The organism is Streptomyces sp. NPDC048604 (assembly GCF_043199435.1).
GTDB lineage: Bacteria > Actinomycetota > Actinomycetes > Streptomycetales > Streptomycetaceae > Streptomyces.
The window spans coordinates 439,566-452,562 of record NZ_JBICVX010000006.1 but is presented as its reverse complement, the minus strand read 5'-3'; the positions used below and the strand labels follow the sequence as shown (position 1 = coordinate 452,562).

The 12,997-nt window shown below is 74.2% G+C and carries 14 protein-coding genes; 8 read left to right on the top strand and 6 right to left on the bottom strand.

Features of this window, described 5'->3' with window-relative positions; translation table 11 throughout:
- Positions 1-97: 97 nt before the first annotated feature.
- Positions 98-1,186: a magnesium and cobalt transport protein CorA gene (locus ACGFMM_RS16080; RefSeq protein ID WP_393646921.1), complete on the top strand. Its 1,089-nt coding sequence runs from the start codon at positions 98-100 to the stop codon at positions 1,184-1,186.
- A 13-nt stretch (positions 1,187-1,199) separates the two neighbouring features.
- Here the strand turns inward: ACGFMM_RS16080 and ACGFMM_RS16075 are convergent, their stop codons facing one another.
- Positions 1,200-1,895: a class I SAM-dependent methyltransferase gene (locus tag ACGFMM_RS16075; protein ID WP_393646920.1), complete on the bottom strand. Its 696-nt coding sequence runs from the start codon at positions 1,893-1,895 to the stop codon at positions 1,200-1,202.
- A 117-nt stretch (positions 1,896-2,012) separates the two neighbouring features.
- A complete protein-coding gene (locus tag ACGFMM_RS16070) occupies positions 2,013-3,089 on the bottom strand; it encodes a GNAT family N-acetyltransferase (RefSeq protein ID WP_393646919.1) in 1,077 nt (358 codons plus the stop codon).
- A 121-nt stretch (positions 3,090-3,210) separates the two neighbouring features.
- Between ACGFMM_RS16070 and ACGFMM_RS16065 the strand changes: the two genes are divergently transcribed.
- A complete protein-coding gene (locus ACGFMM_RS16065; RefSeq protein WP_393646918.1) occupies positions 3,211-3,771 on the top strand; it encodes a type 1 glutamine amidotransferase domain-containing protein in 561 nt (186 codons plus the stop codon).
- A 60-nt stretch (positions 3,772-3,831) separates the two neighbouring features.
- Here the strand turns inward: ACGFMM_RS16065 and ACGFMM_RS16060 are convergent, their stop codons facing one another.
- Positions 3,832-5,079, bottom strand: coding sequence for a YncE family protein (locus ACGFMM_RS16060; protein ID WP_393646917.1), 1,248 nt, complete (start codon positions 5,077-5,079; stop codon positions 3,832-3,834).
- Positions 5,080-5,338: 259 nt separating this feature from the next.
- Here ACGFMM_RS16060 and ACGFMM_RS16055 point away from each other — a divergent pair, with 259 nt between their 5' ends.
- The 4 genes from ACGFMM_RS16055 (at position 5,339) to ACGFMM_RS16040 (ending at position 8,008) form a co-directional block, all read left to right on the top strand.
- Entirely contained in the window at positions 5,339-6,166 is an 828-nt protein-coding gene (locus ACGFMM_RS16055; protein WP_393646916.1) for a hypothetical protein, read from the top strand.
- A 58-nt stretch (positions 6,167-6,224) separates the two neighbouring features.
- Positions 6,225-6,608, top strand: a complete 384-nt coding sequence (locus tag ACGFMM_RS16050; RefSeq protein ID WP_393646915.1) for a hypothetical protein — start codon at positions 6,225-6,227, stop codon at positions 6,606-6,608.
- An 83-nt stretch (positions 6,609-6,691) separates the two neighbouring features.
- On the top strand, positions 6,692-7,195 hold the full coding sequence (locus ACGFMM_RS16045) for a hypothetical protein (protein ID WP_393646914.1): 504 nt from the start codon (positions 6,692-6,694) through the stop codon (positions 7,193-7,195).
- 171 nt (positions 7,196-7,366) lie between these two features.
- Positions 7,367-8,008 (top strand): LysE family transporter, encoded by a 642-nt coding sequence (locus ACGFMM_RS16040; protein WP_393646913.1) that lies wholly within the window; start codon positions 7,367-7,369, stop codon positions 8,006-8,008.
- On the opposite strand, the gene ACGFMM_RS16035 is transcribed toward ACGFMM_RS16040, so the two are convergent.
- Together ACGFMM_RS16035 and ACGFMM_RS16030 are read right to left on the bottom strand one after the other, a co-directional pair.
- On the bottom strand, positions 7,995-9,578 hold the full coding sequence (locus tag ACGFMM_RS16035) for a molybdopterin-dependent oxidoreductase (protein WP_393646912.1): 1,584 nt from the start codon (positions 9,576-9,578) through the stop codon (positions 7,995-7,997). The two genes, ACGFMM_RS16040 and ACGFMM_RS16035, sit on opposite strands and share 14 nt — an antisense overlap.
- Positions 9,579-9,790: 212 nt before the next feature.
- Entirely contained in the window at positions 9,791-10,597 is an 807-nt protein-coding gene (locus tag ACGFMM_RS16030) for an alpha/beta fold hydrolase (RefSeq protein WP_393646911.1), read from the bottom strand.
- A 174-nt stretch (positions 10,598-10,771) separates the two neighbouring features.
- Between ACGFMM_RS16030 and ACGFMM_RS16025 the strand changes: the two genes are divergently transcribed.
- Positions 10,772-11,362 carry a hypothetical protein gene (locus ACGFMM_RS16025; RefSeq protein WP_393646910.1) on the top strand — a complete coding sequence of 197 codons (591 nt, stop codon included), beginning with the start codon at positions 10,772-10,774 and terminating at the stop codon, positions 11,360-11,362.
- A 31-nt stretch (positions 11,363-11,393) separates the two neighbouring features.
- Here the strand turns inward: ACGFMM_RS16025 and ACGFMM_RS16020 are convergent, their stop codons facing one another.
- Complete coding sequence (locus tag ACGFMM_RS16020; RefSeq protein WP_393646909.1) at positions 11,394-12,137, bottom strand: helix-turn-helix domain-containing protein; 744 nt, start codon at positions 12,135-12,137, stop codon at positions 11,394-11,396.
- Positions 12,138-12,291: 154 nt separating this feature from the next.
- Here ACGFMM_RS16020 and ACGFMM_RS16015 point away from each other — a divergent pair, with 154 nt between their 5' ends.
- Positions 12,292-12,891 (top strand): CBS domain-containing protein, encoded by a 600-nt coding sequence (locus ACGFMM_RS16015; RefSeq protein ID WP_393646908.1) that lies wholly within the window; start codon positions 12,292-12,294, stop codon positions 12,889-12,891.
- Positions 12,892-12,997 lie beyond the last annotated feature (106 nt).

Below are 12,997 nucleotides of genomic sequence, written 5' to 3'. Positions count from 1 at the left end.
TGTCTACGCAGAGCTGTGTGTGATCGAATGGCACACTTGCCGCCGGTCGAGAGGCCACCGGCCGCAAGGCCGACGGTCGAAAGAAGGAGCAAGTCCCGTGTCCGTGATCCGCAACCTCCGGCGTCTGATGCGCCGTGCCTACCGCCGGACCGTGGACCTGAGCCATCCCGCCCGTTCCCCGCTGGGGAGTTCGGTCGTGAACTGCGTGATCTACGAGAACGGCGTCCGGCAGCCGGGCGCGTATCCGGCGCAGGAGGCGGTGGAGCGGGTCCGCAAGGCGGGCGCCGGCTTCGTCTGGGTGGGCCTGCACGAGCCGACGGCCGAGGAGGTCACGGCCATGGCCGAGCTGTTCGCGCTGCACCCGCTGGCCGCGGAGCACGCGCTGCACCCGCATCAGCGGCCGCGCTTCGAGCGGTACGACGACACTCTGCTCGCGATCCTGAAGACCTGCCGCTACGTCGACCACGCGGAGCTCACCGCGACCAGCGAGATCGTGGACACCGGCGAACTGCTGGTCTTCGCGGGCCCGGACTTCGTCCTGACCGTCAGCCGCGGCCTGCAGGGCTCGCTCGGCCCTCTGCGGGAGGCCCTGGAGTCCGTGCCGGGCCAGCTCGCCATGGGACCGGCGGCCGTGCTGCACGCGGTGATGGACCGGGCGGTGGACGACTACCTCACGGTGACCGACGCGCTGCAGAACGACCTCGACACCGTCGAGACGCAGGTGTTCAGCGAGGACGCCGCCCGCGCCGACGCCGGACACATCTACCAGCTGAAGCGGGAGCTGATGGAGTTCAAGCGGGCGGTGGCCCCGCTGGACCGCCCGCTCCAGCAGCTGGCGGCCTCGCCGACGGCTCCGCTCGACCCCGAACTCGTGCCGTACTTCCGGGACGTGGCGGGGCACCTCACGCGCGTGACCGAGCAGATAGCGGCGTACGACGCCCTGCTCGACTCGATCCTCCAGGCCCATCTCGCCCAGGTGACGCTGGCGCAGAACGAGGACATGCGGAAGATCACCGCGTGGGCGGCGATCATCGCGGTGCCGACGATGGTCTGCGGCGTGTACGGGATGAACTTCGATCACATGCCCGAGCTGCACTGGACGTACGGCTATCCCGCCGCCGTGGCCGCGATGGTCCTGGCGTGCTTCCTGATCCACCGCAACTTCCGCCGCAAGGGCTGGCTCTGAGCCCGTCGCGCCGCTAGCGACCCCTGCGGGCCAGCACGTACGCCTGCGGGGTCGGCTCCGTCCCGCTCGCCTCGCGTTCCATCCGGGCCTGGACGAGGAAACCGGCGTCGGCGAGCTGCCGTTCGACGCGCTCCGGGCGCAGCCGGTGGAAGTCGAGCGCGATCTCGTGCCCGAACCCCTCGGTGTGGCGCTGTGGTTCGTCACCGACCTGGAAGGCGAGCAGCAGCAGTCCGCCGGGGGCCAGGACGCGGTGGAACCCGGCGAGCACGTCCGCAACCGCCTCCGGGGCTATGTGGATGAGCGAGTACCAGGCGACCAGGCCGCGCAGAGCGCCGTCGCCCAGGTCGAGCGCGGTCATGCTGCCCTCCTCGAAACGCACCTGCGGGTGGTCGCGTCGGGCCAGCGCGACCATCGCCGGGGAGAGGTCGATGCCGTGGACGTCGAGCCCGCGGGCGTGCAGCAGGGCGGTGACCTCGCCCGGCCCCGAGCCGACCTCCACGACGGGACCGCCGCCGGCCGCGCGGACCAGGGCGGCGAAGGCGTCCAGCATCGCGAGGGCGAGGGGCTGGGCCTCGTGCACGCCGGCGAAGCGCTCGGCGTACCCGGAGGCGATGGCGTCGTACGAGGCGCGCGTGGCGGTCACGAAGGCGGGCTCGGTCGCGGGCTCGGCCGCCGTCACGAGGGCGGGCTCGGTCGTGGGCTCGGTCATGATGGCGACCGTACCCGCCGGGTCCGACAGCCCCGGCTCTCCGCATCCGTGCACCGTCGGGATCCGGCCGCCGCGTCGCCCGCCGCACCCGCCGTCACACGGTCCCCCCGTCCGGAGTCAGCCGGCCGGCGGGGTCGCCGGCGGGGCCGGCCTGCCGCGCTCGTACGACACCGTGCCCGTCTCCCTGAAGCCCGCCCGCACCAGCACCCTCCGCGAGGCGTCGTTGTGCTCGTCGACGCGCGCCCGCAGGGTGGCGACCTCGGGCCGGCGGAACGCCCAGTCGGCGAGGACGCACAGGGCCTCCGTGGCGTATCCCTGCCCCCGGGCCGAGTCCACGACGTCGTAGCCGATCTCCACACCGCCCTCGTCGTCCGGCTCGGTGTGGAAGCCGATGGCGCCCACCGCCAGGCCGTCGGCGGCCCGGACGATCGCGTACTGACCCCAGCCCGGCCGGTACACGCCCTTGTCGCGGGCCCGCACGATCCCGCCGGCCGCCGCCCGGGTGCCCTCTCCGGGTCCGCCGTCGGCCCAGGCGAAGCCGCCTGTGCCTTCCGCGTGCAGGTCGTCCGCCACCCGCGGCGACACCTCGCAGAGCACGACGCGCTCGCCGCGCAGCGGTTCGGCGTACCAGCGCCAGGCACTCAGCGCCGGCAGCCCCGGCCGCTCGGCGCGGCCGGTGGCCCACAGCAGGTCCTGCCAGGGGTCCTCGCCGCGCGGCGTGTGCGGGAAGAGCCGGTCGAGGACCTTGGCGGCGAGCGGGGCCGAGCCGTGCCAGCCGGGGACGCCCAGCGCGCCGAGGATGTCGTAGGTGTGCAGCAGCGTCTCGAGGACGCCCATGGCGGCGAAGCCGTCGCCCCCGGCGCTGCCGAAGGGATGCCAGCCCGTCAGGCCTTCGGGGGCGGTCCGCACCACGGCCGACAGCAGCCCGCCGGTCGCCTCGACGATCCGGACCAGGCCCTCGGGGGTGGTGCCGGGGTCGGCCGTGATCTCGAACGGGACGTACGCGTCGGTCGCCCGGCCGGTCAACTGCCCCGCGTAGGCGGTGAAGTCGCCGCCGATGTGCACCGCCGTGTCGTAACAGCTCCAGTCGAGGCCCGCGGCGGGGACCGACCAGTCCCGGTCCGCCAGCTCCCGAAGAGAGGCGGCGGTGAGCGCCACCGCCGCGTCGATGTCGTCCGCTCCCATGATCGCCATGGGGGCCGACCCTAGGGGGTGCGCACCGTCGGCGCCATCGCTTTGCGGCCCGGCGGCCGTCGCGCGAGGCTGAAACCGGGTGGTGCCCCCACAGCGACGGGACCGACGACGGGAAGACGAGATGTCCGGGAAGCCTCTGGACGGCCGGAACGTGCTGGTCGTCACGACGAACCACGGCACGGAGCAGGTCGAGCTGCTGAAGCCGGTGGCCGCGCTGCGCGCGGCGGGCGCCCGGGTCACCGTGGCGGCGCGCACCGGCGACGACGTCGAGACGGTCGTCTCGGACCGCGAGCCGGGAGAGCGGATCCGGCCGGACGCCACGTTCGCCGAGGTGTCCGCGGCCGACTACGACGCCGTGATCGTGCCCGGCGGCACGGTGAACGCGGACCGGCTGCGCATCGACCGGAACGCCCAGCGGCTGGTCGCGGACTTCGCCGGCGCGGGCAAGATCGTGGCGGCCGTCTGCCACGGCCCGTGGATCCTGGTGGACAGCGGCCTCGCCCAGGGCCGGGAGCTCACCTCGTACCCGACGCTGCGCGCGGACCTGTCGAACGCCGGCGGCACCTGGGTCGACCGGGAGGTCGTGGTCGACGACGCGGGCGGCTACCGGCTGATCACCTCGCGCCGCCCCCGCGATCTCGACCGGTTCACGGCCGCGATCGCGGAGGCGCTGAGCGGCTGAGGCGGCGCTGTCGGCGGCGCCTCGGCCTGGTGCCGTCAGCGGCGCCTCAGCCGGGCACTGTCAGCGGCGCCAGTCGGCGGTGACGTGGCCGAGCCGCACCCGCTGCGGGTGGTCGCCGACCGGCACCGAGGCGATCTTCCGCCCGGTGGCGAAGTCGATCGCGGTGATCCGGTCGGCGCCGCTCTCGGAGATCACGCAGGACTTGCCGTCGCCACTGACGGTCGCCCAGTACGGCTTGGAGGCCGGGACCAGCGGCCCTTCCTGGAGGGTGGCCCGGTCGACGACGGTGGCGTAGTCGTCCATGGTCCCGGCGACGCAGAGTTTGTCCCCGCCGGGACTCATGGACAGGCCGTGGTGCCGCGAGTCGTTGACCCAGGTGGTGCGGTCCTCGCTGGTGGCGGGGTTCTTCGGCAGGGTCTTCACCCGGGTGATCCTGTCGCCGGCGACGTCGTACTCGACCAGGCCGTTGAAGAACGAGACCTGGAAGTACAGGTGCCGTTCGTCGGGCGTGAAGGCGACCGGGCGGACCGCGTCGGAGAGGTCCTTGCGGCCGAAGGCGTCGAGGCGCTCGCGCATGTCGACGGTCTTCACGGTGCGGTACGTGGCGGCGTCCACGAGCGTGAGGCGGCGGTCGCCCTTGGTGAAGTCCAGCCAGGGCGCGTCGAGCGCCGTGTTGACCTCGCCGATCGCCATGTTCCACAGCAGCTTGCCGTCGCGGCTGAAGACGTTCTCGTGCGGCTTGTCGCCGGCCTTGAAGGAGCCCAGCTCCCGCCCTGTGCGGATGTCGAGGACATGCACGGTGTTGGACGTCGAGGCGGAGACGGCGACCCGCTCGCCGTCGGGCGAGACGGCCATGTGGTCCGAGCGGAACCCGGAGACCGGGAAGCGCCAGTTGATCTTCCCGCTGGCGAGGTCGATGGAGACCACGTCGGCGAAGCTCGGCCGGGACACGACGACGGCGGTGCCGTCGGGCGTGGAGTACATGTCGTCGACGAACTGGTCGTGGCCCTCGCCCGCGCTCTCCCGGATGCCGAGGAAGAAGGCCAGCTTCACCGGGTTGAGATAGATCTCGAGCAGCCGCTGGTCCTTGTCCGGGATCACGTTGATCCGGCCGATGCGGGCGAAGTCGCCGCGCGACTCGACCACATCGGCGGTGCCCTCCCAGTTGTTGCCGACGAACATGACCTCGCGCAGTGGGGGGTCGGCCGCCGCGGGAGCGGCCCCCGAACCGGTGGCGGCGAGCACGGCGAGCGCGGCGGCGATGCACCCGGCCGTCCGGCGGGAACGGCCCCGCGGTGCGGCAGACACGATGGTCCTCCCGGTGGTCTCTCCGGGTGTTACTCCCGGTGTTACTTCCAAGTAAGTAAGCGGAACCGTAAGGACGTCGGGGCGAGGTGACAAGACTCCTGCACGAAACCGTCCGGATGGTGCCCGTCCGTCCCCCCGGGCCGGCCCGCCTGTCGCGCCCGTGCGCCCCCGGTGCGCACGGGAGGACGGGGGCGCACGGCGCGCAGGATCGCTGCAGGTTCGCGCGGTGCGACCCTGGACGTGTAGGGAGGCGTACGCCATGGCCGGCAAGGCGCGGTTCGACGACATCTACGACCAGCCCGATCCGCGGGCGTACTTCCGTCGGCTCGCGCCGCTGGAGTACGAGATCCCGCAGCACGCGCAGTCCGCGTTCCGGCGCGCCGCTGCTGTGCCGGGCACGGGGACGGTGCTCGACCTGGCCTGCTCGTACGGGATCAACGCGGCCCTGCTGAACCACGACGTGACGCTGGCGGAGCTGTACGCGCACTACACCGCGCCGGGCGTCGAGCGCCTGACGACGGCGGAACTGGTGCTGCGGGACAAGCAGTTCTACGGGACCCGGCGGCGCGCCGACGCCGTCCCGGTCATCGGTCTCGACATCGCCGCGCACGCGCTGCGGTACGCCCAGGACGTCGGGCTGCTCGACGACGCGTACGCCGAGAACCTGGAGCGCGACGCGCCGAGCGCGCGGCTGCGGGAGGCGATGGCCGGGGTCGGGCTGCTGACCCTCACCGGCGGCGGCAGCTACCTGACCCGGCGTACCTTCGACGCGCTGCTCGACTGCGCGCGAAAGCCGGTGCGGGTGTGCGCGTTCGTGCTGCGCACGGTCTCGTACGCGCCCGTCGTCGAATCCCTGGCGGCACACGGGCTGCGCACGGTCGCGGACGTCTCCCGGACGTATCCGCAGCGGCTGTTCACGGACGCCCGCGAGGAGGAGTTCGCCGTCGAGGCCGTCCGCGCCCTGGGGGCCGATCCGTCGGGGCGGGAGCGGTCGGGGCCGGAGGGGCCGGGGCGGTTCCACACCGTGCTGTACGCGTCCGGCCCCGGGGAGGCTTGGGAACCGGGGCCGGGAGGGAAGACCTCCTAGAGGCCGGGAGTGAAGTCCTCCTAGGAGACGGGCCGGGAAGCCGAAGGAGGGCCGGCGGGTGTGGACGTGGGGAGCCGACGCGGTCGGCAGCCTGCTGGTGATCGGCGCCGGGGCGGTGCTGATGGCCGCCGGGGTGGTCTGGAAGGGCCGCGCCGTGCGTCCGCTGTCACGGGTCCGGGCGCGGACCGTGGACGCCCGCCAGTACCACCGGCGTCTGCTGCGCTCCGCGGACGAGGCCATCGCCGCGGCGCGCGCCGCGGCGGGGCCGGGCGAGCCGGCGATCGTGACGGTGGACGACGTCCTGCGGGTGCTGGACGAACGGTTCGGCTACGAGGACGTTCCGCCGTGGCAGGCCGGGACGGCGCTGCGGCGCCAGTTCGAGCGCGCCGGGTGCGCCCGGGACTGCGTGACGGACGCCTATCACCGCACCGAGTTCCGCTGACTCGAGGGCGCACGGCGGCACTTCGCCGCGCGACGGCCGAAACCGGCCGGTGGTACGGTCACCGTCCACACTCCGGGGGGATCATGTCCGAGGACGAGGCTCTCGACCGACTGCGGGTGCTGGCGGTCGAGCGGCTCGCGTACGAGTTCGTCGGCTCCGACCGGCTGATCCGGGCAGCGCTCGACGCGCTGCTCGTCGGCGTCGACTCCCCGTCGCTCGCCCGGCTCGCCGGCCTGACGCGGCGCGAGGAGCCGGAGGCGTCCGGCCTCTTCGAGTCCGTCGTCGACGAACTCGCCCTCCGGGACGGTCTGCCGACCGACCAGGGCGACGCGGCGTGGTGGATCGTCCGGCGCGCTCTCGTGCAGATCGTGGACGGCACCGTCGACCCCGTGGAGGGCGCGGACCGCGTCTGGGACCTGGCCCGCCCCGGGCACTGGTTCGACAGAACGGTCAGCCCCGTCGTCCAGGGCCTGATCACGGCGTACGACGTCAACGACGACGAACCGGCCCGCCTGGAGGCGGCCCGCGAGGAGATCCGCGCCGCCGCCCGCACCGTACTCGCCCTCCCGGAGCCTCCGAAGGCCTGAGGGGCGCCCGGGTCCTGCGCGGAAAACCGGTTGCCGGCGGCGACGGGCGTCCGTCAGGGTCCACGGCATGAACACGACCTTCCCCGCCGCCCTGCCTCTGCTCCCCGCCGCCCGTCCGGTGCGCGAGCAGCAGCAGACCGGCCGCCCGCGGAGGCTCGATCCCGTGCACGCGTGAGCGGGGCGCTCGTCGCGGGGCTGCTCGCCGGACTCGGCATCGCCATGCCGGTCGGGGCGGTCGCGACGTACCTCGTGGCGGTCACCGCACGGACGAACCTGAGGACGGGCGCAAGCGCAGCCCTCGGCGTCGCCACGGCCGACGGCCTGTACGCGCTGCTCGCCGTGGCCGGCGGCGCGGCGCTCGTACCCGTCCTCCGGCCGTTCCTCGTACCGCTGCGCCTCGCCTCCGCCGTCGTCCTGATCGTCCTCGCGGTGCGCGGGGCGGCGACGGCGATCTCCCGCTACCGGGCCCGCGCCGCCGCCGGGCCGGCGCGCGAGGAGACCCCGCCAGGCCCAGTCCGGGCCTATCTGGGCTTCCTCGGGATCACGCTGATGAACCCGCTGACCGTGGTCTACTTCGCCGCCCTCGTCATGGGCGGCCAGGGCGCCGCCGTCGCCGACCTGCCGCGGCAGAGCGTCTACGTGGCCGCCGCGTTCGCCGCCTCGGCCGCCTGGCAGCTGCTGCTGGCCTCGGGCGGCGCGCTCCTCGGGCGGACCCTGACCGGCGACCTGGGGCGGCTGGTCACGGCGACGGCGTCCAGCGCGCTGATCGTCGTCCTGGCAGTCCGGCTTGCGGCCGACGTCATTCCACCGTGACCCGGATCTCGTGGTGGCCCGTCGCGCCGTCCGGCATCGTGCCGGTGCGACGGGCCGTCTGCGTCTCGCCGCTGCCGTCCGTCGCACGGACCGCGAGCGTGTGGTCGCCCGGGGTCGCGCTCCACCGCAGGTACCACTGACGCCAGGTGTCCGGGCCGTCCGAGGCCGCCAGTTCGGCCCGCTGCCACGGCCCGTCGTCGATGCGGACCTCGACCCGCTCGATCCCGCGCCGCTGCGCCCAGGCCACGCCCGCGACCATCACCGTGCCCGCCCTCAGCCGGGCGGAGCCGCGCGGGGTGTCGATGCGGGACTGGGTCTTCACGGGGGCCTTCGCCGCCCAGCCGTTCCGCGTCCAGTAGGCGTCGTAGGCGTCGAAGGTCGTCAGCTCGATCTCCTCGATCCACTTGCACGCGGAGACATAGCCGTAGAGGCCGGGGACGAGCATCCGGACCGGGAAACCGTGGGTGAAGGGAAGCGGCTCGCCGTTCATGCCGAAGGCGAGCAACGCGTCCCGGCCGTCCATGACGTCCGCGACGGGCGTGCCGATCGTGATGCCGTCCACGGACCGGGCCACGAGCTGGTCGGCCGGACCGCCCCGCGACGGCGGCCGCACGCCCGCCTCGCGGAGCACGTCGGCGAGGCGGACGCCGGTCCACCGGGCGGTGCCGATGTAGGGGCCGCCGACCTCGTTGGAAACGCAATTGAGGGTGAGGTCGCGTTCGAGCACCGGGCGGGCCAGAAGGTCGTCGAAGGAGAGGGTGAGCTCCTTGGCGACCCCGAGTCCGTGGACACGCAGTCGCCAGCTCGTCGCGTCGACCTTGGGCACGACGAGCGCCGTGTCGACGCGGTAGAAGTCCTTGTTGGGCGTGATGAACGGGACGGCGCCGGGCACGGCGAGCTGCGCGCCGGCCGGGCGCGGCGGGGCCGGTTCGTCGGGCCGGGGCAGCCGTACCGCCGCGCGGGACGCCTCGGCGTCCTGGGAACGGGTGGAGCCGAGCGCCCGGCCGAGCACGACGGCGCCCGCCGCGCCAGCGGCCGTCCCGCCCGCCACGAGTAGGAACCTGCGGCGGGACGAAGCCGGTGCGCCGGGCGCCGCGAGGATGCGGCCGACGAGCCAGTACAGCAGCCCCGCACCGGCGGACGCGCCGACCAGCGACGGCAGGGCATCGGCGCTGGAGGCGTCGGGACGGCTCACCGCGGCGGCCGCGCCGAGCACCCCGAAGGCCAGCATCCCGGCGACCCCGGCACCCCGCCGCCACAGCTCACAGCGGCCGAGGAGCACCGCGACGACGGCGAGCACGACCACGATGCCGATCTGAAGGACCGTCTTGTCGCTCTCGCCGAACGTGCGGATAGCCCATTCCTTGACCGCTGCGGGCGTCAGGTCGATCACCGAGCCGCCGACCGCGGTGACCGGCCCGGCCACGGGCCGTACCGCGGCGGCGACGAGTTCGGCGACGCCCAGCGCCGCGAACCCGGCCACCGCGCCTGCGAGACAGGCGAAGAGACGGTCGGTGGGGGTGGGACGCGCAGACGGCGAGGGGGCGGGTAGCTGGGGTGGCGTGCTCACCCGCCCATCATCGACTCGCCGTCATGGGTCCGCCAGGAGGTCGGGCCGCGCGTAAGGACTGCGTAATAGCTCGGCGGGCGCGGCCGCGTGAGCCGCACGGGTCGTCACCGGGGGCACGGCCGCGTGGGCCGTACCGGCGGTCAGCGGCAGGCACGGCCGCGTGAGCCGTTCGTGCCGTCGGCACCGGACGGGGCGTCACGCGGCCTTGCCGGTCAGGGCCGGACCGCCGCCAGGAACGCCGCCAGCACCGCGTGCAGCGCGTCGGGGCGTTCGAGGTGCAGGTCGTGCCCGGTGCCGGGGACACACGCGGCGTACGTGCCCTGCGGTCGCCGTACGAGCATCTCGTCGGCCTCGTCCCGGTCGACGAAGCTGTCCTGGGCCAGCAGCACCAGCGTCGGGCAGACCACCGCCTCCCACTCCCGCCACCAGGAGCGCGTGGCGTTCTCCGCGAGGGCGGCGACCATGACGTCCCGGTCGAACCGCGGCCACCAGCCGTCGGCCCGCTCCTCCAAGCCGCCCGCCCAGCCCTCGCCGACCGCCCCGCCGCCCAGGAACTCCACGGCGGCGGCCCGCGAGGCGAACGGCACGGGCCAACTGTCCAGCCAGCCGCCGATGACGCCGGGGCTCTCGGGGTGCGGCCCGCCCGGCGAGGCGTCCACCAGGACGAGCGCGGCGGCCCGGTCCGGGTGCGCGGCGGCGGTCAGCAGCGCCGTGTGGCCGCCGAGGGACTGGCCGGCCAGCACGGCACGGTCGATGTCCAGGGCGTCGAGGACCGCGACGACGTCCGCGACGTACGCGGCCCGCGAGACGTCCGCGGGCCGGCGCTCGCTCGCGCCGTGGCCGCGCTGGTCCACGGCGACGACCCGGTGGCGAGGCCCGAGCAGCCGGGCCGTGGCGTCCCACTCCCCCGCCTGGCCGGCGAGTCCGTGCAGCAGGAGGACCGGCGGGCCGTCGCCGCCGCTGTCCCGCACCTCGAGAGCCACCCCGTCCCGTACGACCGTCCGCCGCTGCCACTCCATGCCGTGCGCCCCCTCAACTTGGTCCTGCACCTGGCCCCAAACCGGTCCGATCGGGTGAAGTCGATCATGGCATGGGGCACCGCGTGCCGTATCGGCGTCGGAGCCGCCCGCCGCGTGGCGGCCTCCGGCGGCCAGGGGCACGCTGGAGTGGAAGCCCCGCGAAGGGGGGTGGGAATGATGCCCACGCCCGTGTGGAGACAGGAGTGGCGCACCCATCCGCTGCGCAGGCCCGTGGATGTCGTCGAGGCCTGGGCCCTGCTCGCGGTCGGGGCGGCCCTCTGGGTGGGGGCGCCGGCGACCGGTCTGGCGACGGCGTGGTCCGTGCAGAGCCATGACCGGGCCGTGGCGGTCGAGCAGGCCGCGACCCGGGACCAGGTGGACGCCGTGGTCCTGGAGAACGCGGCGGACGTGGCCCCGTCCGCGTACGACTCGGGGCGCGGTGTGAAGGCCCTGGTGGCGGTGCGCTGGACCGCGCCCGACGGTCAGCAGGGGCAGGGCAAGGCGCTGGTCCCCGGGGACCTGAAGCGCGGCGAGCACACACGGATCTGGCTGGACGACCGCAACAAGGTGACCACTCCGCCGCTCAACAGCACCGACATCTGGCTCGGCGCGGCCACGATCGGCGCGAGCGCGACGGCCCTCGCGGCCGGCACGGCGGCTCTCACGGGCGTCTGCGTACGGCGGCTCGCGGACCGCAGGCGCGCGGCGCAGTGGGCGTACGAATGGCGACGCACAGGCCCGGACTGGACCCGTGGTCACGTATGAGGGGAGCCTCCCGAGGCCGGTCCTTGGTGGCTCACGGGCCCGCGAGCAGGATGCGGCGGCCGGTGACGCGGCGGGGCACGAGCAGCGTCCAGTGGCTGCCTTCGCCACCGGTCCACGGGCCGCCGCCGCCACGAGCGGTAAGCCGTTCGACCATCGCGGGATCGGTGACGTCGCGGACCGGGCCCACCAGCAGCACGCTCCAGCCCTGGCCGGACGCCTCGTCGATGTGGTCGGCCTCGAAGGCGAGTTCGGCGTCGGCGTCGGCAGCGGTGCCGGCGGCGGCATCTGCGGGCGCGGGCCCGGAGACCGCCGGACCGGCGGGTACCGGCCCGCCCGGTGCGGTGCTGCGGAACGCGACCTCGCCGTCCGTGACCAGGTAGTTGACCGGCAGGACCACCGGTCCGTCCGGCGTGTTCCGGGCGATCCGGCCGACGCCGTGCGTGTCCAGCAGCTCCCAGCAGGCGGCGGCGTCGAGCTCCACACTGCGCAGCAGTTCGGCGGACGACGGGCCCTCGGTCGCGCCGGTCAGCACTGGGACGGTGGTCTCCAGGGCGTCCGCGAGCCGCAGCAGGAACGCCACTCCGGGGGTCGCGGGCTGTTCCTCCAGGTACTGGATGTAGCCGGGCGCGGAGCCGGCGCGCAGGGCCAGATCCTCGCGGGACAGGCCGAGTTCGTGCCGCCGGGCGGCCACCCGGCGGCCCACGTCGCCGCGGGGGTGCTCCGGGGCGCGGCGCGGCGCGTGCGGCTCGGCGTGCATCGGGGTCTCACGGCGCATGGGAGCCTCTCGGCGCATCGGGGCCACTCCCTCGTACGGGCCCATGGGCCTCCGGCGGGGAACCTCTCCCATAGAACCACCCGTTCCGATATCAGGACACCGGAGACGCCGGTGCCTGCGCCCCGACGCGGGGCGGAGAAGGGACGAGCAAGCGATGAGGCACAGGAGTGTCGCCGATCTCATGACCCCGACGGCGGTCGCCGTGCAGCGCGGCACACCGTTCAAGGAGATCGCGCGGCTGCTCGACGAGTACGGCATCACCGCCGTGCCCGTGGTCGACGACGACGATCGGCCCGTGGGGGTCGTGTCCGAGGCCGATCTGTTGCGCCGGCACACGGAGAAGAACGGCCCCAGCACCGCCGAAGGCATGATGTCGAGCCCCGCCGTCGTGGCGCGGCCGATGTGGAGCGCGGTCGAGGCGGCGCGGGTGATGGAGAAGAACCGCATCAAGCGGCTGCCGGTGGTCGACGGGAACGGACGGCTGATCGGCGTGCTGAGCCGCAGCGACCTGCTCCAACTGTTCCTGCGCCGGGACCGGGCGATCCAGGAGGAGATCCTGGAGGAGATCGTCACACGGACGCTCCGGCTCCCGCCGTCGGCCGTCTCGATCGACGTCTCCGAGGGCCGTGTGACGCTCAGCGGCACCCTCCCGCGCCGGACCCTCGGCCCGATCGTCGTCCGCCTGTGCGAGTCGGTGGACGGCGTGGTGGAGGTGGAGGACCGGCTGACGTACGAGGAGGACGAGGCGGCGTAAGGGGAGGCGGGGCCGCGTGCGCAGGGGGGCGTGCTCGCGTGGGACCGGGAGGGACGTACTCGTCGTGAGCCCGGGAGGGACGTACTCGTGTGACCCCCGGGAGGGA

Excerpts from the sequence above, each read along its gene's own strand:
- ACGFMM_RS16045 (WP_393646914.1), top strand. The coding sequence starts at position 6,692 with ATGTCCGAGGACGAGGCTCTCGACCGACTGCGGGTGCTGGCGGTCGAG.
- ACGFMM_RS16055 (WP_393646916.1), top strand. The coding sequence starts at position 5,339 with ATGGCCGGCAAGGCGCGGTTCGACGACATCTACGACCAGCCCGATCCG.
- ACGFMM_RS16070 (WP_393646919.1), bottom strand. The coding sequence starts at position 3,089 with ATGGCGATCATGGGAGCGGACGACATCGACGCGGCGGTGGCGCTCACC.
- ACGFMM_RS16020 (WP_393646909.1), bottom strand. The coding sequence starts at position 12,137 with ATGCGCCGTGAGACCCCGATGCACGCCGAGCCGCACGCGCCGCGCCGC.
- ACGFMM_RS16065 (WP_393646918.1), top strand. The coding sequence starts at position 3,211 with ATGTCCGGGAAGCCTCTGGACGGCCGGAACGTGCTGGTCGTCACGACG.
- ACGFMM_RS16025 (WP_393646910.1), top strand. The coding sequence starts at position 10,772 with ATGATGCCCACGCCCGTGTGGAGACAGGAGTGGCGCACCCATCCGCTG.
- ACGFMM_RS16015 (WP_393646908.1), top strand. The coding sequence starts at position 12,292 with ATGAGGCACAGGAGTGTCGCCGATCTCATGACCCCGACGGCGGTCGCC.
- ACGFMM_RS16075 (WP_393646920.1), bottom strand. The coding sequence starts at position 1,895 with ATGACCGAGCCCACGACCGAGCCCGCCCTCGTGACGGCGGCCGAGCCC.
- ACGFMM_RS16030 (WP_393646911.1), bottom strand. The coding sequence starts at position 10,597 with ATGGAGTGGCAGCGGCGGACGGTCGTACGGGACGGGGTGGCTCTCGAG.